23 protein-coding genes, 2 tRNA genes and 1 other RNA gene are annotated in these 20,318 nt (G+C 61.3%); 9 read left to right on the top strand and 17 right to left on the bottom strand.

Annotated features, from left to right (window positions below; all coding sequences use genetic code 11):
* Positions 1-17: 17 nt before the first annotated feature.
* Positions 18-335 carry a hypothetical protein gene (locus tag KVU_RS10420; RefSeq protein WP_013385192.1) on the bottom strand — a complete coding sequence of 106 codons (318 nt, stop codon included), beginning with the start codon at positions 333-335 and terminating at the stop codon, positions 18-20.
* A gap of 158 nt (positions 336-493) precedes the next feature.
* Positions 494-994, bottom strand: a complete 501-nt coding sequence (locus KVU_RS10415; protein ID WP_013385190.1) for a hypothetical protein — start codon at positions 992-994, stop codon at positions 494-496.
* A gap of 263 nt (positions 995-1,257) precedes the next feature.
* Between KVU_RS10415 and KVU_RS10410 the strand changes: the two genes are divergently transcribed.
* Positions 1,258-1,344 (top strand) — tRNA-Leu (locus tag KVU_RS10410).
* Between the two features lie 64 nt (positions 1,345-1,408).
* Here the strand turns inward: KVU_RS10410 and KVU_RS10405 are convergent.
* Positions 1,409-1,648: a hypothetical protein gene (locus KVU_RS10405; RefSeq protein ID WP_013385189.1), complete on the bottom strand. Its 240-nt coding sequence runs from the start codon at positions 1,646-1,648 to the stop codon at positions 1,409-1,411.
* 388 nt (positions 1,649-2,036) lie between these two features.
* Between KVU_RS10405 and KVU_RS10400 the strand changes: the two genes are divergently transcribed.
* Positions 2,037-2,282, top strand: a complete 246-nt coding sequence (locus KVU_RS10400) for an H-type lectin domain-containing protein (protein ID WP_013385188.1) — start codon at positions 2,037-2,039, stop codon at positions 2,280-2,282.
* An 18-nt stretch (positions 2,283-2,300) separates the two neighbouring features.
* Here KVU_RS10400 and KVU_RS10395 read toward each other — a convergent pair whose 3' ends face one another.
* The 7 genes from KVU_RS10395 to KVU_RS10365 form a co-directional block, all read right to left on the bottom strand.
* A complete protein-coding gene (locus KVU_RS10395) occupies positions 2,301-2,792 on the bottom strand; it encodes a hypothetical protein (RefSeq protein WP_013385187.1) in 492 nt (163 codons plus the stop codon).
* 107 nt (positions 2,793-2,899) lie between these two features.
* On the bottom strand, positions 2,900-3,829 hold the full coding sequence (locus tag KVU_RS10390) for an AEC family transporter (RefSeq protein ID WP_013385186.1): 930 nt from the start codon (positions 3,827-3,829) through the stop codon (positions 2,900-2,902).
* Positions 3,830-3,902: 73 nt separating this feature from the next.
* A complete protein-coding gene (locus KVU_RS10385; RefSeq protein ID WP_013385185.1) occupies positions 3,903-4,709 on the bottom strand; it encodes an MBL fold metallo-hydrolase in 807 nt (268 codons plus the stop codon).
* 1 nt (position 4,710) lies between these two features.
* Entirely contained in the window at positions 4,711-5,499 is a 789-nt protein-coding gene (locus KVU_RS10380) for a TatD family hydrolase (RefSeq protein ID WP_013385184.1), read from the bottom strand.
* A 26-nt stretch (positions 5,500-5,525) separates the two neighbouring features.
* Positions 5,526-6,530, bottom strand: a complete 1,005-nt coding sequence (locus tag KVU_RS10375) for a DNA polymerase III subunit delta' (protein WP_367750228.1) — start codon at positions 6,528-6,530, stop codon at positions 5,526-5,528.
* A 61-nt stretch (positions 6,531-6,591) separates the two neighbouring features.
* Positions 6,592-7,209 carry a dTMP kinase gene (gene tmk / locus KVU_RS10370; RefSeq protein ID WP_013385182.1) on the bottom strand — a complete coding sequence of 206 codons (618 nt, stop codon included), beginning with the start codon at positions 7,207-7,209 and terminating at the stop codon, positions 6,592-6,594.
* 6 nt (positions 7,210-7,215) lie between these two features.
* Positions 7,216-8,397, bottom strand: coding sequence for a D-alanyl-D-alanine carboxypeptidase family protein (locus KVU_RS10365; RefSeq protein WP_014537978.1), 1,182 nt, complete (start codon positions 8,395-8,397; stop codon positions 7,216-7,218).
* Between the two features lie 306 nt (positions 8,398-8,703).
* Between KVU_RS10365 and ctaD the strand changes: the two genes are divergently transcribed.
* The 3 genes from ctaD to KVU_RS10350 all read left to right on the top strand — a co-directional run bounded on the left by ctaD (position 8,704) and on the right by KVU_RS10350 (position 11,393).
* On the top strand, positions 8,704-10,377 hold the full coding sequence (gene ctaD, locus KVU_RS10360; RefSeq protein ID WP_014537977.1) for a cytochrome c oxidase subunit I: 1,674 nt from the start codon (positions 8,704-8,706) through the stop codon (positions 10,375-10,377).
* 18 nt (positions 10,378-10,395) lie between these two features.
* Positions 10,396-10,920: a DUF2244 domain-containing protein gene (locus KVU_RS10355; protein WP_013385179.1), complete on the top strand. Its 525-nt coding sequence runs from the start codon at positions 10,396-10,398 to the stop codon at positions 10,918-10,920.
* Positions 10,921-11,084: 164 nt separating this feature from the next.
* The gene (locus KVU_RS10350) at positions 11,085-11,393 is read left to right on the top strand and encodes an RES domain-containing protein (RefSeq protein WP_013385178.1); all 309 of its coding nucleotides are present in this window, start codon (positions 11,085-11,087) and stop codon (positions 11,391-11,393) included.
* 64 nt (positions 11,394-11,457) lie between these two features.
* Here the strand turns inward: KVU_RS10350 and rpmG are convergent, their stop codons facing one another.
* The 5 genes from rpmG to gatC form a co-directional block, all read right to left on the bottom strand.
* Complete coding sequence (rpmG, locus tag KVU_RS10345; protein ID WP_011750518.1) at positions 11,458-11,625, bottom strand: 50S ribosomal protein L33; 168 nt, start codon at positions 11,623-11,625, stop codon at positions 11,458-11,460.
* Between the two features lie 126 nt (positions 11,626-11,751).
* Positions 11,752-12,153: RNase P RNA component class A (rnpB, locus tag KVU_RS10340), an RNA gene on the bottom strand.
* Between the two features lie 51 nt (positions 12,154-12,204).
* The gene (locus KVU_RS10335) at positions 12,205-12,825 is read right to left on the bottom strand and encodes a hypothetical protein (RefSeq protein ID WP_148225666.1); all 621 of its coding nucleotides are present in this window, start codon (positions 12,823-12,825) and stop codon (positions 12,205-12,207) included.
* A gap of 29 nt (positions 12,826-12,854) precedes the next feature.
* Positions 12,855-14,339, bottom strand: a complete 1,485-nt coding sequence (gatA, locus tag KVU_RS10330) for an Asp-tRNA(Asn)/Glu-tRNA(Gln) amidotransferase subunit GatA (protein WP_013385176.1) — start codon at positions 14,337-14,339, stop codon at positions 12,855-12,857.
* Complete coding sequence (gene gatC, locus KVU_RS10325) at positions 14,336-14,623, bottom strand: Asp-tRNA(Asn)/Glu-tRNA(Gln) amidotransferase subunit GatC (RefSeq protein WP_013385175.1); 288 nt, start codon at positions 14,621-14,623, stop codon at positions 14,336-14,338. The genes gatA and gatC overlap by 4 nt, the downstream gene beginning before the upstream one ends.
* A 145-nt stretch (positions 14,624-14,768) precedes the next feature.
* Here gatC and KVU_RS10320 point away from each other — a divergent pair, with 145 nt between their 5' ends.
* Positions 14,769-15,470 carry a metal-dependent hydrolase gene (locus KVU_RS10320; RefSeq protein ID WP_013385174.1) on the top strand — a complete coding sequence of 234 codons (702 nt, stop codon included), beginning with the start codon at positions 14,769-14,771 and terminating at the stop codon, positions 15,468-15,470.
* Here the strand turns inward: KVU_RS10320 and KVU_RS10315 are convergent, their stop codons facing one another.
* Positions 15,471-16,586 carry a serine hydrolase domain-containing protein gene (locus KVU_RS10315; protein ID WP_013385173.1) on the bottom strand — a complete coding sequence of 372 codons (1,116 nt, stop codon included), beginning with the start codon at positions 16,584-16,586 and terminating at the stop codon, positions 15,471-15,473. It abuts the gene before it with no gap.
* A gap of 90 nt (positions 16,587-16,676) precedes the next feature.
* Positions 16,677-16,763 (bottom strand) — tRNA-Leu (locus KVU_RS10310).
* A 141-nt stretch (positions 16,764-16,904) separates the two neighbouring features.
* Between KVU_RS10310 and KVU_RS10305 the strand changes: the two genes are divergently transcribed.
* The 3 genes from KVU_RS10305 (at position 16,905) to KVU_RS10295 (ending at position 20,306) form a co-directional block, all read left to right on the top strand.
* The gene (locus tag KVU_RS10305; protein ID WP_013385172.1) at positions 16,905-17,891 is read left to right on the top strand and encodes a complex I NDUFA9 subunit family protein; all 987 of its coding nucleotides are present in this window, start codon (positions 16,905-16,907) and stop codon (positions 17,889-17,891) included.
* 11 nt (positions 17,892-17,902) lie between these two features.
* Positions 17,903-18,718 (top strand): undecaprenyl-diphosphate phosphatase, encoded by an 816-nt coding sequence (locus KVU_RS10300; RefSeq protein ID WP_013385171.1) that lies wholly within the window; start codon positions 17,903-17,905, stop codon positions 18,716-18,718.
* A 148-nt stretch (positions 18,719-18,866) separates the two neighbouring features.
* Positions 18,867-20,306, top strand: a complete 1,440-nt coding sequence (locus tag KVU_RS10295) for an NAD(P)-dependent oxidoreductase (protein ID WP_013385170.1) — start codon at positions 18,867-18,869, stop codon at positions 20,304-20,306.
* Positions 20,307-20,318: the final 12 nt, after the last annotated feature.

Below are 20,318 nucleotides of genomic sequence, written 5' to 3'. Positions count from 1 at the left end.
CTGTCTGATGGCGGGGCTTAGTCATCATCGTCATCGTCGCTATCATCATCGCTGTCGTCATCGTCATCATCATCGTCGTCATCCGATGACAGGCCGCCTGCGCTGCCACTGCCGCCATCATCGGGCGTGAAAAGCTGTGGAATGCTTGCGGCGCCGCTTGCCGCGCTGCGCATATAGTCGCGCAAAATCTCGCCCGTGGCGGGGACGATGACGATCTCGCGGTAAAGGCCGCTGTCTGACCAGGCGCGAAAGCGCAGCCGACCCAGCAGCGTCTGGTCAACCTCGATCCGGGTGAAACCCTGCGCGGTCAGCTGGCTGACGATCTGAGTCTGCACAGGGCTTTGGGCGAGCGCCTCGAGCGGGGCGGCGGCAAGGCTGAGGCCAAGGGCCAGCGCGCAAAACCATTGAAGCGGCAGATGTCGCAGCAGTTTTTCCTCCTGTCGGATGGGGTCGCCCCCGCGCCTTGGCTGCGGGGGCTTTGGGTCAAATGATATTAGTCACGGTCATAACGGTCATCGTCGTCGTCGTCATCATCATCATCGCGATCATCGCGATCATCACGGTCGTCGTCGCGATCGTCATCGCGGTCATTCCAGTCATCGCGGTCATCATCATCCCAGCGGTCATCATCCTTACCACCGGTCTGGCCGCGACCGGGGCGATCATCTTCGTCGTCGTCGTCGCGCTCAACCCAGACGCCCGGGCGGGTGTCGTCATCGCGCTCGACCCGTTCCTGCGTTTGATAAAGGAGCGCGCCCGTGATCGCGTCATAGACAGCCTCGATATCATCCTGCCCGCGAATCGCATTCACCTCGATGCGCGCGCGGCCTTGTTCGATCTCGACGCGGGTAAAGCCCTCGGCCTGATATTGCGCGATCAACTGCTCGACGAGGGTCGGCTGCGTTTGGGCAAAGGCGGCGCCAGCGGCGGTCAGGCTGAGGGCACTTGCGAGTGCGGCCATCAGATAGCGGCCATTCAGATAAGAATTGGGCATTGTCGTCTCCTGTGGATTGTCGACCCGGAACCGACCGGGTCTTCACAGGGGTCAAAAACGCCATCCGCACCGCCCGGTCTATTGAACCTGGGTTGGTTGCCAGGGGTCTAAACCCTTTGCAGGCGGGCATAAACGCAGGTTTAGAAGGGGGGCAGTCCTTGTTTTGCAGCGCGACGTTACGTGCACCTGCCGGCTTTGCAAAAATTCCCCCTTTTCTTCGCCAAAGCCCTCGTCTATACGCGCCAAGCCTACCTGATCACAGTGCGGATGTGGCGGAATTGGTAGACGCGCAGCGTTGAGGTCGCTGTGGGGTAACACCCGTGAAGGTTCGAGTCCTTTCATCCGCACCATTCAGATTTTGATCAACGCGCAGTGAAAACTGCCATAGGTGTTCCACTATGCACAGAGGTGCCGTCAGTTATCGCGCAGGCGCGTGATCTCGCGCAGCACGATCGATATCGCCTCTGCATCGCCCGCGCGGGCTGCGTCCAATGCCGCGTCGATGCGTGTCCAAGACGGGTGATCATCCGCCACCAAATGGCCGTCCAGATGTGCAACCATCACGGCATGGGCATAGATCGCCCTATATTTCGCTTGGCGCAGCGCTGCATAGCGCCAGTTCTTTAACCGTTCGTGAATGGATATGCCGTGCATCGTTCGAATGTGGGCGGGCCGAGCCGGATTTTCAATCGGTGCACCCCCTTTCGGCGCGCGATTTCATGCGGTTATTGCGGTACTTATCGCGGCCGGATTGGCATGCGTGAGGGCAGAAATCTAAAGAAAAATCGCGATATTGCGGATTTATTGTTTGCATTGCCAATGTGTTAACGGATTTTTGTTAACCTATGGTTAACTTTTCTTAAATATTCAAAGCTGTGAATGTGTGGTTATTGGACATTAGACCAAAATTCGAAGGAATTTCATTGTGATGAACGCGTCCTCGCTAGATAAAATCGAATCAGCACCGGTCCGGAAATTCATTCGCCCTGCGTTGCCGCAGACTGGTAGAATAGACCTTTTTAACCATTATCCCGACGGCCCGATGTGGGCAGGTGACGGCAACCGCAGTCTAGAGGTGCGTGTCAGCTTTGATCGCCTTTACGCCTATAAACCTGAGGTGCTGCTATCGCTGGCTGCGGTTGATTCCGCGCGCGAGCAGAACCTGCGGTATGATCTGCGGGTGAAAGATGTGGATACCAATGGATTCACCATTCACTTTGCAACTTGGAGCGATACGCGCATTTCATTGGCGACGGTCAGCTGGTTCGCTTTTGGCACGGCACAGTAAAATCACCGGGCCGTGAGATCAGGGAATAATGAACAGCGTGATATCGTGCTGAACGCCGTCAACCCATAGCGGGAAATGCACGCGGCCCCAGCCGGTCGCGATCAGATTGATCGCCAGAATATAGGGGCTTTCCGTGCTGGCGGGAAACAACAGCTTCATCCCTGCGTCGTCTGCTGCGCTGACGGTCGATGGCGAGACGCGTGTGATTTCGATGTTATCCATCAGGGCTTGGCCAAGGACAATTTCGTGATCGGCGGCGGGGCCGTCAAAAATCATCACAGCCTCGCCCGCGCTACCGCGTTGAATGATGCGGGGCATCTCGATCACGGCGCCATTGACGGATAATTGCTGCACGGACCCGGCGGCTGTCGCAAGCAGCGATCCGACGGCAATGAACAGCAGTGTCATTGCAATAATGATAGGGGCAAGACTGCGTGTCAGGCGCCATGCCCAGTCGCGCGGCGGGCGCTGGCCTGCATGCGATGCAATCGGTGTGTGATGGAAAGTCATGACGTCCCCCTTGCCCTTTCGCGCTTCTTCACAGAACGAACGAGGATAAAGGGTAAAGGTTCCGCAGCTTTGCGGCGCGGCGCGAAAAAAATCGCGCCGCTTGGGCCTTAGCCCATGACGATGATCCAGATCGGCAGGCTGAGGATGGAAATCGTGGTCGCGATCAGCACGGATGAGGCGTTTACGCGGCGGCCCACCCCGTACATATCCGCGAATAGATAGGCATTGACGCCGGGGGCCATCGCGGCGGTCAGCACCATTGTGTTCAGCGCAACGCCCGTCATGCCAAAGCTTTGGCCGAACAGATAGGTCAGCACCGGGTGCAGCCCCAGGCTGATCGCGCTGACCATCAGGATCAGGCGCATGTCGCCCTCGGGGCGCAGGCGATACAGCACGGCACCCAGACCGAACAGGGCGGCGGGCACAGCGGCGCGGCCGATCAGATCCATGGCCTCGCCAATGGTGTGATAGATCGGGATGTTCAGCACGTTGACGACAACGCCCGCCAGCACGCCGATCACCAGATTATTGGTAAAGATCGACCGTGCGACTTTGCGTGCGACCATCAGCGGCGTCTGCCCGACGTTGCGCGCGATTTCCATCGCGGTGATGCCCAGAAAATAGGTGAAAGGCGCGTGCATCGACACGATGGCCAGCACCGTATCCATCGATTCGGGGCCGTAGGCGCGATCATTGATCGGCAGTCCCAGCAGCATCGAGTTCGAGAACAGGCAGGCAAAGCCAATCGCAATCGAATCTTCCCATGGGCGTTTGGCCCATAGACGCGCGCCGGCGATACCCACAAAGAAACACACGGTCGCGGGGACATAGAAACTGACCACCAGCGAGGGTGAAAAGCTATGCGCCAGATCCAGTTGCGAAATCCCGCGGAACAAGATGCACGGCAGGGCAAAGCCTTGGGCGAATTTCATCAATCCCGCCACGGCGGTTTCGCTCATCCCGCCGCGCCACGCGACCAGATAGCCCGCCCCCAGCACAAGGAAAACGGGCAGGATGACATCAATAATTGCAAGCATAGCAAACCTTGGTCGTGCGTTGGGTCAGGCGGGCGGCCATGCCAAAGCACAAGGTCGTCCAGTTCAGGAAAATTCAGGCGCGAAAGCGCAAAACCATCCCGTCAAAGGCGGGGGTCACCCCGGCCATAAGCTCTTGACCAAGGGTCTGGTAGTCCAAATCAACATGCATATTGGTCAAAACGGCTATTTTGGGCGCTGCGCGGTCAATCCAGCCTAGTGTCTGTGCAACATGCGAATGCGAGGGATGCGGTTTATAGCGCAGGGCATCGACGATCCAGCAATCAAGGCCGGAAAGCTGTGGCCAAACATCCTCGGGAATCAGGGAAACATCGGGGATATAGGCGATATCGGCGAACCGAAAGCCAAGGGCGCTGATATTGCCATGCTCGACGCGCAGCGGCTCGAACGTGATGGGCCCGCCTGCGCCCGTGATGGTGACCGGCCCCTCGATCAGGCGTTGCACGCAGATCGGCGGATAGGGCGAGCCTTCGGGCGTTTTAAAGATATAGCCAAAGCGATGCGTGATTGCAGCCGTTGTCGATGCATCCATCCAGACATCCAGCCGTTGATCACCGTTGAACGATATGGCGCGCAGATCGTCGATGCCATGGACATGGTCGGCATGGGGATGGGTATAAAGCACCCCGTCCAGCGTGCGCACATCGGCAGCCAGCAACTGCTGGCGCATGTCGGGCGAGGTGTCGATCAGCACCTGCGTGCGGCCCTGATCTGTTTCACGGGTGACAAGGATCGAACAGCGCGTGCGGGTGTTCTTTGGCTCGAACGGATCGCAGTCGCCCCATTCCCCGCCCAGACGCGGCACGCCGCCGGATGACCCGCAGCCCAAAATCCGTACACAGATGTCAGCGCTGTCCTGCATCTCAGGCCGCCTTTGTGAACAGCCGGTCGAAGTTTTCAGACGTCAGCCGCGCGAAATCGGCATAATCGAGACCAAAGGTCTCGGCGGCGCGGGCGGCGGTCAGCGCGGTAAAGGCAGGCTCGTTGCGCTTGCCGCGATGGGGGGGCGGCGCAAGATAGGGGCTGTCGGTTTCCAGCAAGATGCGATCCAGCGGCATGGCACGGAAAATATCGCGCAGCTCGCCGCTTTTGGGAAAGGCAGTGATGCCCGACATCGACAGGTAAAAGCCCAGATCCACCGCCGCACGCGCCAGTGCCGCGCCCGAGGAAAAACAGTGCATGACGCAGGAAAACGGCGCTTTGCGGTGCTCTTCTGCCAGAATCGCAGCCATATCGTCATCGGCATCGCGGGCGTGAATGATCAGCGGCAGGCCGGCCTCGGCGGCAGCGGCACAGTGGATGCGCAGCGATTGCTGCTGAATGGCGGCGCTATCCGCTGAATAGTGGTAATCGAGGCCGGTCTCGCCAATGCCGACGAATTTGGGGTGCTGGGCAAGGGCGACAAGCTGATCGACTGTGACCAGCGGCTCCTCGGCCGCGCGCATCGGGTGGATGCCGGCGGCATAATAGACGCCGGGATAGCTTTCGGCGATGGCGCGCACGCGCGGCTCTTGATCAAGACGGGTGCAGATCGTGACCAGACGTGTGACGCCAGCCGCCGTGGCACGGGCGATAATCTCGTCCAGCTGGCCGTCGAAATCGGCAAAATCAAGGTGGCAATGGCTATCGACGATAGCGGCAGGGGCGGTCATGGTCAGGCGCTTTCTGGGTAGCAGGGCTACGGCAGCTTGCGCAGCGCGCCCTCGATCTCCAGCAGGGTATCAAGGATGAGCATCGCGGGGTCAAGGTTGACCGCCAATCCCTGTCGCAGCTTGGCCGATAATGTCTGTTGCAGGTCAGCGAACAGGCGCGCAGCGCCGTCATGGGGCGCAAGGCGCTGCAAAACGGCGGTTTCATGTGGGCTGGCGGCGGGCAGGGGCGCACCCAAAATGCCGGCGCGGGCCGCACGGGACAAAAACAGGTCAATCAGATCGACCAGCAGGGCCAGCCGCCCATCCGCCCCCCGCGCTGTCACCGACGCAATAAGCTGGGTGGCGCGCGGGCGATCAAAGCGCGGCATGCCATCCATCACGGCCACCAGATCGGCGTAAAGCTTCAGTCCGTCATGGGCCACGATCCGTGCGGCGGCCCCGGCCGAGCCTTGGGCCAGCGCTGATAGCGCGGCGCCATCCTCGGCCTGCAAAATCGCGGCCAGATCATCCCCCGTCAGCGGCGCCAGCGGCAGAACGCGACAGCGCGAGCGGATCGTGGGCAGCAGCCGCGCCGGTTGATGCGCGATCAGCAGCAAAACCGCACCGGCCGGCGGCTCTTCCAGCAGTTTCAGCAGGGCGTTCGCGGCATTGGGGTTCATATCATCGGCGGCATCGACGATCACCACGCGCCGCCCGCCATCTGTCGCCGACAGGCCGAAAAAGCTGCCAAGCTGGCGCATGGCGCGCACGGTGATGACGCTTTCCAGCCGGTCGCCTTTTTCATTCGGGCCGCGCTTGATGACCAGCAGGCGCGGGTGACTGCCCGCACGGATCAGGCGCAGGTCGGGATGATCATCGGGCAGATCCATGCCCGATGTTGGCGCGCCCGCCAGCAGCCATGCGGCGGCGCGATAGGCAAAGGTCGCCTTGCCGATGCCCTGCGGTCCTGTCAGCAGCCAGCCCGAATGCATCCGGCCACTGGCGGCGGCATCGGTGAATTCGTGTTCGGCGCGTCCCTGGCCCAGTAGCACATGCGATTCGCGGGGTGGGGCATTCCCGCGACGGCGGTCGGATCGGGAAGGGTATCGTCGCTCATCGTGCGTCAAACGCGGTCAGGATACGGGCGGCGACGGCATCAATTGTGCCCGCGCCGTCGATCACGATGCAGCGCTGCGGCTGCGCATGGGCGATATCCAAATAGACCGCGCGCATCTTTTGTTGCAGCGGCAGGCCGAATTCCTCGAACCGCAGCTCGTCCGTGCTGCGGGCAAGGCCGCGTGTGAGGCTGGCGGCTGGATCGGCGTCGATCACAAAGGTCAGATCAGGCTCGCGCCCGATCATCAGCGCGTGCAGCGCATCGACGATGCCGCGCAGATCGCCGCGCGTTGCGCCCTGATAGGCACGGGTCGAATCGGCAAACCGATCGGTGATAACGATTTGACCGGCGGCCAGCGCAGGCAGGATCGTCTTTTCCAGATGGTCGCGCCGCGCGGCCGTGAACAGCAGTGTCTCGGTCTCGGCCGACCAGCGGTCGGTGGCGCCGGTCAGCACAAGGCGGCGAATCTCTTCGGCCCCCGGGCTGCCGCCCGGCTCGCGCGTCAGGACGACATCATGTCCGCGCCCGCGCAAGGCGTCGGCCAAAACGCGCGCCTGCGTGGATTTGCCCGAGCCGTCGATCCCCTCGAAGCTGATAAAAAGTCCACAAGTCATAAAGGATCAGGCACCCTGATCTGCGGCACCGCCGACTTTGCCCAGCAAAATCATCGCCGAGCCCATAACGCGGTTCACAAAACCACCCGCCGGCACATCTGTTTCAGCGACCAAAGGCACGGTCATCTGCGGCATCCCCTCGCGGTCGATTACCAGCGTGGCCAGTTCCTGTCCGGCGGTGATCGGTGCGGCAATCGGGCCGTTATAGACGACCTCGGTCGTCATTTCATTCGCACTGGTAGTGGGCACCAGAATTTGCAGATCCTGACCCAGCGCCAGTTGCACACGGGGCGCGGCGCCCATCCAGACATCGGCCGTGCCGCCAGGGATGATATCACCCGCTTTGCCAAGATCCTGCAGCGCGAACTGGCGGAAGGCCCAGTTGATGATCCGTTCCGATTCGTCGCGGCGCGCGGCCTCGGACTCAAGACCGGTGATCACGAAAATCACGCGGCGGTCGCCTTGGCGGGCGGACCCTGCAAGCCCGTAGCCTGCCTCGGACGTATGGCCGGTTTTCAGGCCGTCCGCACCGATGCCAAGCGACAGGATCGGGTTGCGGTTTTGGCTGTTCGAGGGGACGCGACCGTCATAGTGAAACTCGGTTTCGGCAAAAATCGGATAAAAGGTCGGGAAATCCTCGATCAGATGGCGCGACAGCGTGCCCAGATCGCGCATCGACATCAGATGACCTGCCGCCGGCCAGCCGTTCGAGTTCATGAAATGCGAGTTGGACATGCCCAGCTCATGCGCGCGGGTCGTCATCAGCGCGGCAAAGCCACCCTCGGTGCCATCGGGGGATAGGGCCTCGGCCAGTACGCAAGAGGCATCATTGCCCGATAGAATAATGACGCCGCGCAGCAGATCTTCGACATGGGGGCGGTCTTGCGTGTTCAGGAACATCGACGAGCCGCCATAGTTCATGCAGTGCTGCGAGACGCGCAGCTCATCCGTCAGATGCAGACGCCCGTTCGAGACGGCCTCGAACGCCATATAGATCGTCATCAGTTTCGACATGGATGCAGGGGGCAGAACCTCGTCCGCATTGTGATCCAGCAGCACCGTGCCGGTCGTCTGATCCAGCACATAGGCGGCGCGCGCCGAGGTGACAAAGCTTTGCGCCATGGCGCTGCTTGTGCCCATCGCCAGCACGGCAAGGCCCGCGATCAGAGTATTCAACTTGCGCGACATGGCGATTCCTTTTCGGCGGAAGGACTGGATTTTACCCGGCAAAAGACCGGGATCTGTCAGCTTTTGCGCAGAATAACGGTGAAGTTTACATATGAAAAGCCATCCGCGCGCGCCGCAAAGCCCCGCATCGGCAAAGATACGTGAGCAGGCTTGATGTGACTTAACGTCACCCATTAGTGGCAATCGTCTTTTGCGGGGCTTTCTTATCTTGCTCCCTTCGGCCCCCCTCGCTAGAACGAACGCATTTGGTGGGGGAGCGTTAGGTCACGCATCCCTCAGTCTTTGCTAGATTCCGGGGAGAGCCACATGGCAGACGCCGCCATTCACGGCCATGACCACCATGAGAAGCAAGGCTTCTTCACGCGCTGGTTCATGTCGACCAACCACAAAGACATCGGTCTGCTATACCTTGTAGCGGCTGGTGTTGTTGGTTTCATTTCCGTCCTGTTCACCGTCTACATGCGCCTTGAGCTGATGGATCCGGGTGTTCAGTACATGTGCCTTGAAGGCGCACGTCTGATCGCGGATGCCTCGCAGACATGTACGGCGAACGGACACCTGTGGAACGTCATGGTTACCTACCATGGTATTCTGATGATGTTCTTTGTGGTTATCCCCGCATTGTTCGGTGGTTTTGGTAACTATCTGATGCCGCTGCAAATCGGCGCTCCGGATATGGCCTTCCCGCGTATGAACAACCTGTCGTTCTGGCTGTTCATTGCCGGTACCGCGATGGGCGTGGCTTCGCTGTTCGCACCGGGCGGTGACGGTCAGCTGGGTTCGGGCGTTGGTTGGGTTCTGTACCCGCCGCTGTCGACCCGCGAAGCTGGCTATTCGATGGACCTCGCGATTTTCGCGGTTCACTTGTCGGGTGCCTCCTCGATCATGGGCGCGATCAACATGATCACGACCTTCTTGAACATGCGCGCCCCCGGCATGACGCTGCACAAAGTGCCGCTGTTCTCGTGGTCGATCTTTATCACGGCTTGGCTGATCCTGCTGGCGCTGCCGGTTCTGGCTGGTGCAATCACCATGCTGCTGACCGACCGTAACTTCGGCACGACCTTCTTCAATCCTGCTGGCGGCGGTGACCCGATTCTGTACCAACACATCCTGTGGTTCTTTGGCCACCCGGAAGTGTACATCATCATTCTGCCCGGCTTTGGCATCATCAGCCATGTCGTGTCGACCTTCTCGAAAAAGCCGGTCTTCGGTTACCTGCCGATGGTCTATGCAATGGTGGCAATCGGTGTTCTGGGCTTTGTCGTCTGGGCGCACCACATGTACACCGTTGGTATGTCGCTGACCCAGCAATCCTACTTCATGCTGGCCACCATGGTGATCGCGGTGCCGACCGGCATTAAGATCTTCTCGTGGATCGCCACGATGTGGGGCGGCTCGGTTGAGTTCAAATCGCCGATGCTCTGGGCCTTTGGCTTTATGTTCCTGTTCACCGTGGGTGGTGTGACCGGTATCGTGCTGGCCCAAGCGGGTCTGGACCGTGCATATCACGACACCTATTACGTGGTGGCGCACTTCCATTATGTGATGTCGCTGGGTGCGATCTTTGCGATCTTCGCCGGTATCTACTTTTACATGCCGAAGTTCTCGGGCCGCGCTTTCCCGGAATGGGCTGCAAAGCTGCACTTCTGGACCTTCTTCATCGGTGCGAACGTCACGTTCTTCCCGCAGCACTTCCTGGGACGTCAGGGTATGCCGCGCCGTTACATCGACTATCCCGAAGCCTTCGCGCTGTGGAACAAAGTCTCGTCCTATGGTGCGTTCCTGGCCTTCGCCTCGTTCCTGTTCTTCATCGTGATCTTTGTCTACACGCTGGTTGCTGGCCGCCGCGAGACCCGTCCGAACCCGTGGGGCGAATTCGCCGATACGCTGGAATGGACGCTGCCTTCGCCGCCTCCGGCCCACACGTTCGAAACGCTGCCCAAGCGCTCGGACTGGGACAAGCATCCCTCGCACTAAGCGACAGGAGTTTAGGAATTGCCCTATGAATGGGTGAAACCACGCGCGGCCCCGGAGGAATCCGGGGCCGTTGCCGTTTCACATCCACCAATTGCCGAATTGCACCTCTGGCCCTATCGCTCGCTGCCGCTGCGGGGGTTCGTGACCTTTATGGTCATCACGCTGCTGCTGATCGCGGTGCCGCTGACGGTGGCGCTGGGATCGCCTGTGCTATGGGGCGTGCTGCCGTTCTTTATGCTGACGATCTGGGGCCTTTATCTGGCCTTTCGCCGCAACTATCGCGACGGGCATGTGCTGGAACGGTTGTTGGTCTGGGATGACCATGTCCAACTGATCCGCACCGGCACCTATGAGCGCCGCCGTGAATGGGAAGCAAACCCCCATTGGGTGCGCCTGACCCTGATCCCCGAGGGCGGCCCCGTGCCCAATTACATCACTCTGCGCGGCAGCAACCGCGAGGTCGAGATCGGCGCCTTCCTGTCCGAGGAGGAGCGTCAGGCGCTGGCCGCCGAGCTGCGTCCCCTGTTCGGGCCGCGCCGCTAGCGCGGGGCGTAGCGGCGTTTAGCGGGGCGCTGTATGCGCGGTGCTGGTTATGGCAGGCCCGATGTGCTGAACCCGCTTATGGCAGGTCCGCCGGGGCGCTATAGCCGCGCCGGAGAGCGCGGGTACCTCAGCGCGGCATGGTCGGATGACGGCAGGCCCCCTCTATGCAGCAGGATGGCATCCCCCGCATCTGTGTGCCGCTCCAGGCGGATCAGCTGTGGTTGTTCGATCCGCGCGACACAGATGCGGCAGCGGACCTAGGTGTCGATCCCGCATGGTCGCAGGCTTCTTGGCAGGGCGCGCTGGTCGAGGGGAGCGAGCGGCCCTCGTGGCAGATCGCGGATGCGGCGCGGCGGGCAGGGGCGGATGGGATCATCGACCCCTCGCGCCAGATTGCGGGCGGCTGGCATGTCACGCTGTTTCGCTGGGATCATGTCAGAGTCGCAGGGCCGGGCGTGCTGCTACCCCAATAATGCCAGCCCGAAATGCAAAAAGCCGCCCCAAGGGGCGGCTTTCGCAATCGGGGGACCAAGTGAATTACTTGATCTTGCCTTCTTTGTATTCGACGTGCTTGCGCACAACCGGGTCATACTTGTTGACGGTCATTTTCTCGGTCATGGTGCGGGCGTTCTTTTTGGTCACATAGAAGTGGCCGGTGCCAGCGGTCGAGTTCAGGCGGATTTTAATCGTGGTAGGCTTTGCCATGGGTTTACTCCTATCGCACGGGTGCGGTGGGCAGCCCTTCGCGTGAATTCTTACAGACCCGCCTTTTAGCGTGCCTATCGCCCGAGTCAACCGCAAAAGCCAAGCGGTGATGGGCCAATAAAATAACTGCGCGGACAGCCTATAAGCCGGATTTTGTCCAGGGGGTTTCCCCCCGTGGATGACCATTCATCTTAGCGCCATGTTACCATGACACCTCTAGCTGCCAACCCGGACCCCTCGGGCTAAAGCATCCCTACGGCGATATCCAGATTGCTCTGGACCATGCTCCCGCGCGGGGTCCCTATTTGGCATTGCTCCCGGTGGGGCTTGCCATGCCGGTCCTGTTGCCAGTCCCGCGGTGGGCTCTTACCCCACCGTTTCACCTTTACCCCGACATGCAGGGTAGTTTCTTTTCTGTGGCGCTTTCCCTCGGGTTTCCCCGGCCGGGCGTTACCCGGCACCGTGCTTGTTGGAGTCCGGACTTTCCTCGAACGCCGCAAGGGCGCCCGCGGTCATCCAGCCATCCGCGCGAGGGGGGAATTACCCCGCCCATCAGGCGGGGTCAATGGCATGAGGGGCTTAGCGGCCCGCAGCCGCGCGGAAGGGCGCGGGGTCCCAGCCACAGGCAAAGCCGTCGCCATCGGGGTCGATGCCGCGCCAGTCACGCTCGGGGCCGCCACGGGCCAGAAAATCGCGCTGCGCCTCGTCGGCCGAACTATAGGCGGCGCAGTTGCGCTGGAAACGGCCTTCGCTGGCCCACATGAAACGCGAGTACCAGGCCTGACCCTTTTGGTTCGGGGCGTTCAGCGCATATTCGACGATATTGGGGCCGGTGTTGCCGGGGTTCGTCGGCAGCGCGGTCGGCTGCACAACCTGATAGGCGGCGCGTTGCTGCGCGATCAGGGCGGCATCTTCCTCGATGCTAACGCGCGAGGACAGCGTCTCGAAATCTTCCTGCGTCGAAATCCCGGTCGAGGCGATGCCCGTATTCGTGGGCGAGGCTTGCACCCCAGCGGTGCGGTTCGCATCAGCGGGGGCGCTGGTAATCGGGCTGCTGCCTGCCGCCCCAAGGGGGGCCGAGCTGACGGCAACGGGGGCGCTAAAGCCCGCGTTGCTGCCGGTGTTGCTGCTGTAATCTTGCGATGACTGACACGCGGCCAAAGCCGAAAGCGCCACCATCGAAAGCAAAATCCGTTTCATCGCAAGATCCATTAAGGGTTTTTAGAAAGTTACCACCAGCGGGCGGGCTTGGCCACAAAGCCTGCGGCACGTTCCAGTGAATAGGCAATGTTCAGCAAATCACCCTCTTCCCACGGCTTGCCGATCAGTTGCAGGCCAAGGGGCAGGCCCTTGCTGTCTTGTCCGGCTGGCACCGAGATGCCGGGCAGGCCGGCAAGGTTCACGGTGATGGTGAAAACATCGTTCAGATAGGCCTGCACCGGATCTGCGCTCTCCATCCCCAGCGCAAAGGCCGAGGAGGGCGTTGCAGGCGTCAGGATTGCATCGACACCCGCCGCAAAGGCCTGTTCAAAGTCCTGTTTCACCAGCGTCCGCACGCGGCGGGCGCGGTTGTAATAGGCGTCATAAAAGCCAGCCGACAGCACATAGGTACCGATCATGATGCGGCGCTGCACCTCGGGGCCAAAGCCTTCGGCGCGGGTCTTTTCATACATCTCGTTGATGCCGTCGCCAGCCGAGAGCTGTGCGCGGTGACCAAAGCGCACGCCGTCATAACGCGCAAGGTTCGAAGAGGCTTCGGCAGGCGCGATCACGTAATAGGCGGGCAGGGCGTATTTCGTATGCGGCAGGCTGATATCGACGATCTTGGCGCCCGCATCTTTCAGCATGGCGATACCGTCATCCCACAGCTTTGCAATCTCGGGCGACAGGCCGTCGATGCGGTATTCGCGCGGGATGCCGATGGTCTTGCCGCGAATATCGCCGGTCAGGGCGGCTTCGAAATCGGGCACGGCCAGATCGGCACTTGTCGAATCCTTGGAGTCGGTGCCGGACATGGCGGTCAGCATAATCGCTGCGTCGCGCACGTCCTTGGTCATCGGGCCCGCCTGATCCAGCGAGGAAGCATAGGCGATAATGCCCCAGCGCGAGACGCGGCCATAGGTCGGCTTGATGCCGGTGACGCCGGTGAAGGCCGCAGGCTGGCGGATCGAGCCGCCGGTATCCGTGCCGGTGGCGGCCAGACACAGATCGGCCGCAACCGCCGCAGCCGAGCCACCCGACGAGCCGCCGGGCGTCAGCGCCGCATCGCTGCCCGCCGCGCGCCACGGGTTCACCGCCGGGCCATAGACCGAGGATTCGTTGGCCGAGCCCATGGCGAATTCGTCCATGTTCAGCTTGCCCAGCATCACCGCGCCATCACCGAACAATTTGCTGGTGACGGTCGATTCGTATTCCGGCTTGAACCCCGCCAGAATGCCGGATGCCGCCTGGCTTGCGACGCCTTTGGTCGCGAACAGGTCTTTGATGCCCAGCGGGATGCCGCACATATCGGGCGCATCGCCCGCTTTCAGGCGCGCATCGGCGGCATCTGCCTGCGCGCGGGCAATGTCGGGCGTCTTGTGGACATAGGCGTTCAGCGCATCCGCGCCTTCGATCGCGCTGATATAGCTGTCGGTCAGCTCGCGGCTGGTCAATTCGCCTTTGCGCAGCAGGTCGCGTGCGGTGGCGATGGTCAGTTTACTGATATCGGTCATTCCACCACCTTCGGAACGGCAAAGAACCCTTCACGGGCATCGGGCGCATTGGCAAGGACGGCGGCTTGTTGTTCGCCGTCGGTCACAATGTCTTCGCGGCGCTTCAGGCGCATGGGCGTGACCGAGGTCATCGGCTCGACGCCCTCGACATCCACTTCGTTTAGCTGTTCGATGAATCCGAGGATCGCCGAGAATTCCGAAGCCAGCGCGGGCAGGGCCTCTGGTTCAACCCGTATCCGGGCGAGTTTTGCCACCCGGCGGGCGGTCTCGATGTCGATCGACATGCTGTTCTCCAACTGCGACTAGTCGTTGATGCGTTTAGCGCCCGCCGTCCTTTACCGCAAGGCGGGCACGCGGTTGTTATGCGATGCGGGCTGGATAAGCGGGGCGTGGGGCGTAAACTGATCCGATCAAGCAAAGGATTGGATCATGAATATCATTTGGCTGGGACATGGCAGCTTTCGGATCGAGATTGGCGATCAGATCCTGTTGGTCGATCCGTGGCTGACGGATAACCCCGTTTTCCCGACGGCAAAGCGGGATGAGGCCGTCGCGGGCACGACGCATATCCTGCTGACCCACGGCCATTCGGATCACGTCGCCGATGTGCTAGAGGTCGCCGCCACCACCGGCGCGCCCATCATCGCCATCGCCGATCTGGCGGGCTATCTGCACAAGACCCAAGGCGCGCAGACCATTGGCATCAACAAGGGCGGCACGCTGCGCTTGGGTAATGTCGCGGTGACGATGGTGAACGCCAGCCATTCCTCGACCCTTGCGGGGCCGGATGGGTTGGTGGCGGTCGGGTCCGAGGCGGGCTTTATGATCGCGGGCGAGGGGCATGTGATCTATTTCAGCGGCGATACCGACATCATGGCCGATATGGCCTGGATGGGAGAGCTGCACGCGCCGGACATCGGCATCCTCTCTGCCGGTGGTCACTATACGATGGATATGAGCCGCGCGGCCTGGGCCGCAAAGAAATATTTCCATTTCGAGACGGTGATTCCCTGCCATTACCGCACCTTCCCGCTGCTGGAACAAAACGCCGATGCGCTGAAGGCCGGCCTGCCGGGGGTGGATGTGATCGAGCCAGACGTGCTGGTCCCGATCACCATCGCGGCAAAGTAATCAGAACAGGTCGTAAAGCGTCGCCTGCAGGGGCTGGCGCTGCGCGCCAAAGCGGACGACGACGGTATTTTGCTCGGGCAGGAGGTAGACAACCTGTCCGAGATGCCCCGTGAAATAGGCGAATGGCCCGGCGACATTCTCGCCCGCGCGATCCATGACATTGTGACTGATGTGATAGCCGTAAAAGCGGTCTTGGCGCTGTTCTGGGGACAGCGTGGGCAGGAACAAATCATTCCACAGCGGCTGCGGCAGGAAGGGCGCCTCTGGCGTGCCGTTGTCCAGCAGGTAACGCCCCACCATCAGCCAATCGAGGGGGCGGGCGTAGAGGCAGCAATAGGCTGTCGCGCCGCCAGACATCGGATAGGCGCGCCATGATGCGGTTTGCGCGCCTGCGGGCTGCCAGATCAGCGTCGACAAAAGCGCGGGCAGGCGCTGTTGATAGACCTGTTCCAATACCGCCCCCAGCACCGCTGAATTGGAGCTTTCATAGCGGAAGGTGCCTGCAACCGCCGCGTTGGGGTGCAGGCGCGGCAACAGACGCTCGATCCCAAAGGCATGCAGCTCGGCCACGCCGCTAAAGGCAGAGAAATCACCATCTTCCATTTGCTTAGTTTGCAGCCCGTGCAGCTCCAGCCCGCTGGTCATGGTCAGCACCGCGCGGATGGTGGTGTCCGGCGATTCGGGGCCAAGATAATCCGACAGCGGATCATCCAGCGAGGCGATTTTGCCATCGGCCACCGCGCGGATGATCATCGCGCCTATCAGGCTTTTCACCATCGAATAGGAATTGAAGCGATCCTCGCGCGCGAGGCCCGCCGTATATTCCTCATATTCCAGCACGCCAGCCCGCTCCATCAGCAGGGCGCGGCCGGAGGTGTTGACCAGCCGATCATGGGCGGCGGCGGGCAGGGCGCGGCCAGCAGGCGGCGCGGCGGGGGTCTGTGCGCCCGCAACCTCTAGATAGGTGCCGCTGGTGGGCCAGACCTGCCCCGGAAACCCCTCGCGGGCGAGAACAAGGATTTGCGGCGCGATCACCCACAGCCCGGCGAGGGTAAGGACTGCAATCGCGATAACGCCCAAAACGATTCGGCGCAGCCAGATACGGAAAACGGACATCCCACCCTCTTTTCGTGAAAGCTAGCGCTGCAGCGGTGTTTTTGAAACACGAAACCCGCCAAGCAAAGCTTGGCGGGTTTTCGAGGGTAGTGGTGCCCAGAAGAGGACTCGAACCTCCACGTCCTTGCGGACACTGGCACCTGAAGCCAGCGCGTCTACCAATTCCACCACCTGGGCCGGTTGTGTGAGGCTGTATCTAGGGCTGCCAGCGGGCGGCGTCAACACGATTTTTTACGGATTTGACATGTCCTGACGTCAATGACTTGCCTGCCCTAGGGTGCGGCTGTAGCATCGCGAAAACCGAAAAAGGGCGGGCATATGTCAGGCATTGTAACGGTATTCGGGGCCAGCGGCTTTTTGGGGCGCTATGTGGTGCGGCGGCTGGCGCAGGCGGGATGGCGGGTGCGGGCGGCGGTGCGTGATCCGAACCTTGCGCTGTTCTTGCGCCCCTATGGCGCCGTCGGTCAGGTCGAGCCTGTGGCCTGCAATATCCGCGATGCCGCATCGGTCGCGCGCGTGCTGGATGGCGCAGATGCCGCGATCAATTGCATCGGCATCCTGACGGAACTGCGTGCCAATACATTCGACGCCGTGCATCACTTGGGCGCCGCGCTGATCGCCCGCACGGCGCGGGCGGCGGGCGTGCAGCGGTTGGTGCATGTCTCGGCCCTTGGGACGGGCGGGCAGGGCAGTGCCTATTTCGACAGCAAGGCGGCGGGCGAGGCGGCGGTGCTGGCCGCGTTCCCATCTGCGGTTGTGGTGCAGCCTGCGGTGATGTTCGGGCGCGACGATCACTTCTTCAATCGTCTGGCTGGCCTTGCGCGGCTGCCGGTGTTGCCGATTGTGGGCGGCGATGTGAAAATGCAGCCGGTCTGGGTCGATGATGTCGCCGCGGCGATTGTCACCGCGCTTGCGCCCGATTTCGCCGCGGGTACCTATCCGCTGGCCGGGCCCGAGGTGATGACAATGCAGCAGATCGCGCAGCAGGTCCTGCAGGTGACGCGGCGCAGCACGCGAATCGTCGATCTGCCCCTAGGCCTTGCGCGTTTTGCGGCGGGCATTGCCGAATTTGGCCATCGCGCCAGTTTCAGCATCCTGCCGGTGCCGCTGTCGCGCGACCAGATCGCGATGCTGTCCTATACACATCATTTGCCGGACGGCAGCGGTTTTCAGCCCTTTGGCATCACGCCTGCGCCAACTGGGGTTGTGCTGCCCGATTATCTGTGGCGTTTCCGCCCTGCCGGGCAGTTCACCGCAATCCGCGAGTCGGCGGCAAAGCTGCGCGACGCGAAGGGCGCTGACTGACAGGACATTCCATGGTCGATAATAATCTGTTCCTCTCTGCCTTTTTGGGCGTGATCGAGGGGCTGACCGAGTTTTTACCCGTTTCATCGACCGGGCATTTGTTGATCGCGGGCCATTTCCTGGGGTTCGAAAGCCCCGCCCGCGTGTTCGAGGTCGCAATCCAGTTGGGCGCGATTCTGGCCCTCGTTGTCTATTATTTTGCGCGTCTTTACGGCGTGGCACGCCGCATCCCGCACGATCCGCTGGCGCGGCGTTTTGTGCTGTCGGTGCTGATCGCCTTTTTGCCCGCCGTCTTCATTGGTGTTTTGGCGCATGATCTGATCAAGCGGGTGCTGTTCGAATCGACCGCGACGATCGCTGTGGCGCTGATCGTCGGTGGGGTGATCCTGCTGGTGGTCGACCGCATGAAGATCACGCCGCGTTATCGCGATCCGATGGATCTGCCGCTGCCGATGGCGCTGAAAATCGGCCTTGTACAATGTATCGCGATGATCCCCGGCGTTTCGCGTTCGGGGGCGACGATTGTCGGCTCGCTGCTGATGGGCGTGGAAAAGCGCGCGGCGGCCGAGTTTTCGTTCTTTCTGTCCATCCCGACGATGTTCGGCGCGGTGGCCTATGATCTGTTCAAGAACCGCGATGCCCTTAGCGGCGCGGCTTGGGTGGATATCGCGGTTGGCTTTGTCGCGACCTTTATCGTGGCGCTGATCGTGGTGCGCTGGCTGCTCGATTACATCTCGCGCCATGGTTATGCACTATTCGGCTGGTGGCGAATCACCCTTGGGACGGTGACGCTGATTGCCCTCGCTTTGGGCTTTGGCGCGAATTAGTCACTCCTGCTGACCTAATTTTTGCAATTTTGCACGCGAGCGTCCAAAAAAACTCGCTTCAAATGCCATTTAGGTCAGTCGTGCTGACTTTTATTCTGAAACAGGCCGGATTATTCACGCTACAAGCAGCTGCGTGAAGGATCATGCTATGGCCACTGAAAAGATGTTGAAGTTCGTCACTGTCCCCCGCCTCATGCCTGAAAAGCGTGATGCCGATGCGCGTACGCAGGACTTTGACGAGATCTACCGCGAATTCGCCGCGAATAAAGCGGCCGAGCAAGCCTCGCGTTGCAGCCAGTGCGGCGTGCCTTATTGTCAAGCGCATTGCCCGCTGTCGAACAATATCCCCGATTGGCTGCGTCTGACCGCCGAAGGCCGCCTGCAAGAGGCCTATGAGATCAGCCAAGCGACCAATACCTTCCCCGAGATCTGCGGCCGCATCTGCCCGCAAGACCGCCTGTGCGAGGGGAATTGCGTGATCGAACAATCCGGCCATGGCACTGTGACCATCGGCTCGGTCGAGAAATATATCACCGACACCGCTTGGGAAAACGGCTGGGTCAAGGCGCATCTGCCCGAGATTGAGCGCAGCGAAAGCGTCGGCATCATCGGCGCGGGCCCTGCGGGTCTGGCGGCAGCGGATGTGCTGCGCCGGGCGGGCGTTCAGGTCACCGTCTATGACCGTTATGACCGCGCGGGCGGCTTGATGACCTATGGCATCCCCGGCTTTAAGCTGGAAAAAGATGTCGTCATGCGCCGCATCAACCAGTTGGAACAGGCTGGCGTGCAATTCGTGCTGAACTGCAATGTGGGCGATGACATCAGCTTTGACGCTTTGCGCGGCAAACATGATGCGGTGCTGATTGCGACCGGCGTTTACAAGACGCGTGATCTGGCGGGCGATAATGCGGATGCCGCCGGTATCGTGCGCGCGCTCGATTATTTGACCGCCTCGAACCGCAAGAACTTTGGCGATGATGTTGCTGAATACGACAACGGCACGCTGAACGCCGAAGGCAAGCGCGTCGTGGTGATCGGCGGCGGCGATACGGCGATGGACTGCGTCCGCACTGCGATCCGCCAGGGCGCGACCTCGGTCAAATGCCTGTATCGCCGCGATAAAGCGAATATGCCCGGCTCGCAGCGCGAGACGAAGAATGCCGAAGAAGAAGGCGTCGAATTCGTCTGGCTGGCCGCACCCGCTGGCTTCACCGCCGATGCGGGCACTGTGACCGGCGTGAATGTGCAGCGTATGCGTCTGGGCGCGCCCGATGCTTCGGGCCGTCGCAGCCCCGAGCTGATCGAAGGCGCCGATTACATCGAGGATGCCGATCTGGTCGTCAAAGCGCTTGGCTTTGAGCCCGAGGATCTGCCCAAGCTGTGGGGCGTTGACGGGCTGGAAGTGACCCGCTGGGGCACGGTGCGCGCGCAATTTGGCACGGGTCAGACCAACCTTGATGGCGTGTTCGCGGCCGGTGATATCGTGCGCGGCGCTTCGCTGGTTGTCTGGGGCATTCGCGACGGACGTGACTGCGCCACGGCAATTCTGGATTATCTGGGCCAAGCCGCCAGCGTCGCGGCGGAATAGCTCCGCGCGCGG

Source organism: Ketogulonicigenium vulgare WSH-001, from assembly GCF_000223375.1.
Classification (GTDB): Bacteria; Pseudomonadota; Alphaproteobacteria; order Rhodobacterales; family Rhodobacteraceae; genus Ketogulonicigenium; species Ketogulonicigenium vulgare.
This window is presented reverse-complemented; position numbering and strand designations above follow the sequence as displayed.

Bases quoted from the DNA above. Each gene is read 5' to 3' on its own strand.
- KVU_RS10415 (WP_013385190.1), bottom strand. From the start codon at position 994: ATGCCCAATTCTTATCTGAATGGCCGCTATCTGATGGCCGCACTCGCA.
- KVU_RS10405 (WP_013385189.1), bottom strand. From the start codon at position 1,648: ATGCACGGCATATCCATTCACGAACGGTTAAAGAACTGGCGCTATGCA.
- KVU_RS10400 (WP_013385188.1), top strand. From the start codon at position 2,037: ATGTGGGCAGGTGACGGCAACCGCAGTCTAGAGGTGCGTGTCAGCTTT.
- KVU_RS10395 (WP_013385187.1), bottom strand. From the start codon at position 2,792: ATGACTTTCCATCACACACCGATTGCATCGCATGCAGGCCAGCGCCCG.
- KVU_RS10390 (WP_013385186.1), bottom strand. From the start codon at position 3,829: ATGCTTGCAATTATTGATGTCATCCTGCCCGTTTTCCTTGTGCTGGGG.
- KVU_RS10385 (WP_013385185.1), bottom strand. From the start codon at position 4,709: ATGCAGGACAGCGCTGACATCTGTGTACGGATTTTGGGCTGCGGGTCA.
- KVU_RS10380 (WP_013385184.1), bottom strand. From the start codon at position 5,499: ATGACCGCCCCTGCCGCTATCGTCGATAGCCATTGCCACCTTGATTTT.
- tmk (WP_013385182.1), bottom strand. From the start codon at position 7,209: ATGACTTGTGGACTTTTTATCAGCTTCGAGGGGATCGACGGCTCGGGC.
- KVU_RS10365 (WP_014537978.1), bottom strand. From the start codon at position 8,397: ATGTCGCGCAAGTTGAATACTCTGATCGCGGGCCTTGCCGTGCTGGCG.
- ctaD (WP_014537977.1), top strand. From the start codon at position 8,704: ATGGCAGACGCCGCCATTCACGGCCATGACCACCATGAGAAGCAAGGC.
- KVU_RS10350 (WP_013385178.1), top strand. From the start codon at position 11,085: ATGCAGCAGGATGGCATCCCCCGCATCTGTGTGCCGCTCCAGGCGGAT.
- rpmG (WP_011750518.1), bottom strand. From the start codon at position 11,625: ATGGCAAAGCCTACCACGATTAAAATCCGCCTGAACTCGACCGCTGGC.
- KVU_RS10335 (WP_148225666.1), bottom strand. From the start codon at position 12,825: ATGAAACGGATTTTGCTTTCGATGGTGGCGCTTTCGGCTTTGGCCGCG.
- gatA (WP_013385176.1), bottom strand. From the start codon at position 14,339: ATGACCGATATCAGTAAACTGACCATCGCCACCGCACGCGACCTGCTG.
- gatC (WP_013385175.1), bottom strand. From the start codon at position 14,623: ATGTCGATCGACATCGAGACCGCCCGCCGGGTGGCAAAACTCGCCCGG.
- KVU_RS10320 (WP_013385174.1), top strand. From the start codon at position 14,769: ATGAATATCATTTGGCTGGGACATGGCAGCTTTCGGATCGAGATTGGC.
- KVU_RS10315 (WP_013385173.1), bottom strand. From the start codon at position 16,586: ATGTCCGTTTTCCGTATCTGGCTGCGCCGAATCGTTTTGGGCGTTATC.
- KVU_RS10305 (WP_013385172.1), top strand. From the start codon at position 16,905: ATGTCAGGCATTGTAACGGTATTCGGGGCCAGCGGCTTTTTGGGGCGC.
- KVU_RS10300 (WP_013385171.1), top strand. From the start codon at position 17,903: ATGGTCGATAATAATCTGTTCCTCTCTGCCTTTTTGGGCGTGATCGAG.
- KVU_RS10295 (WP_013385170.1), top strand. From the start codon at position 18,867: ATGGCCACTGAAAAGATGTTGAAGTTCGTCACTGTCCCCCGCCTCATG.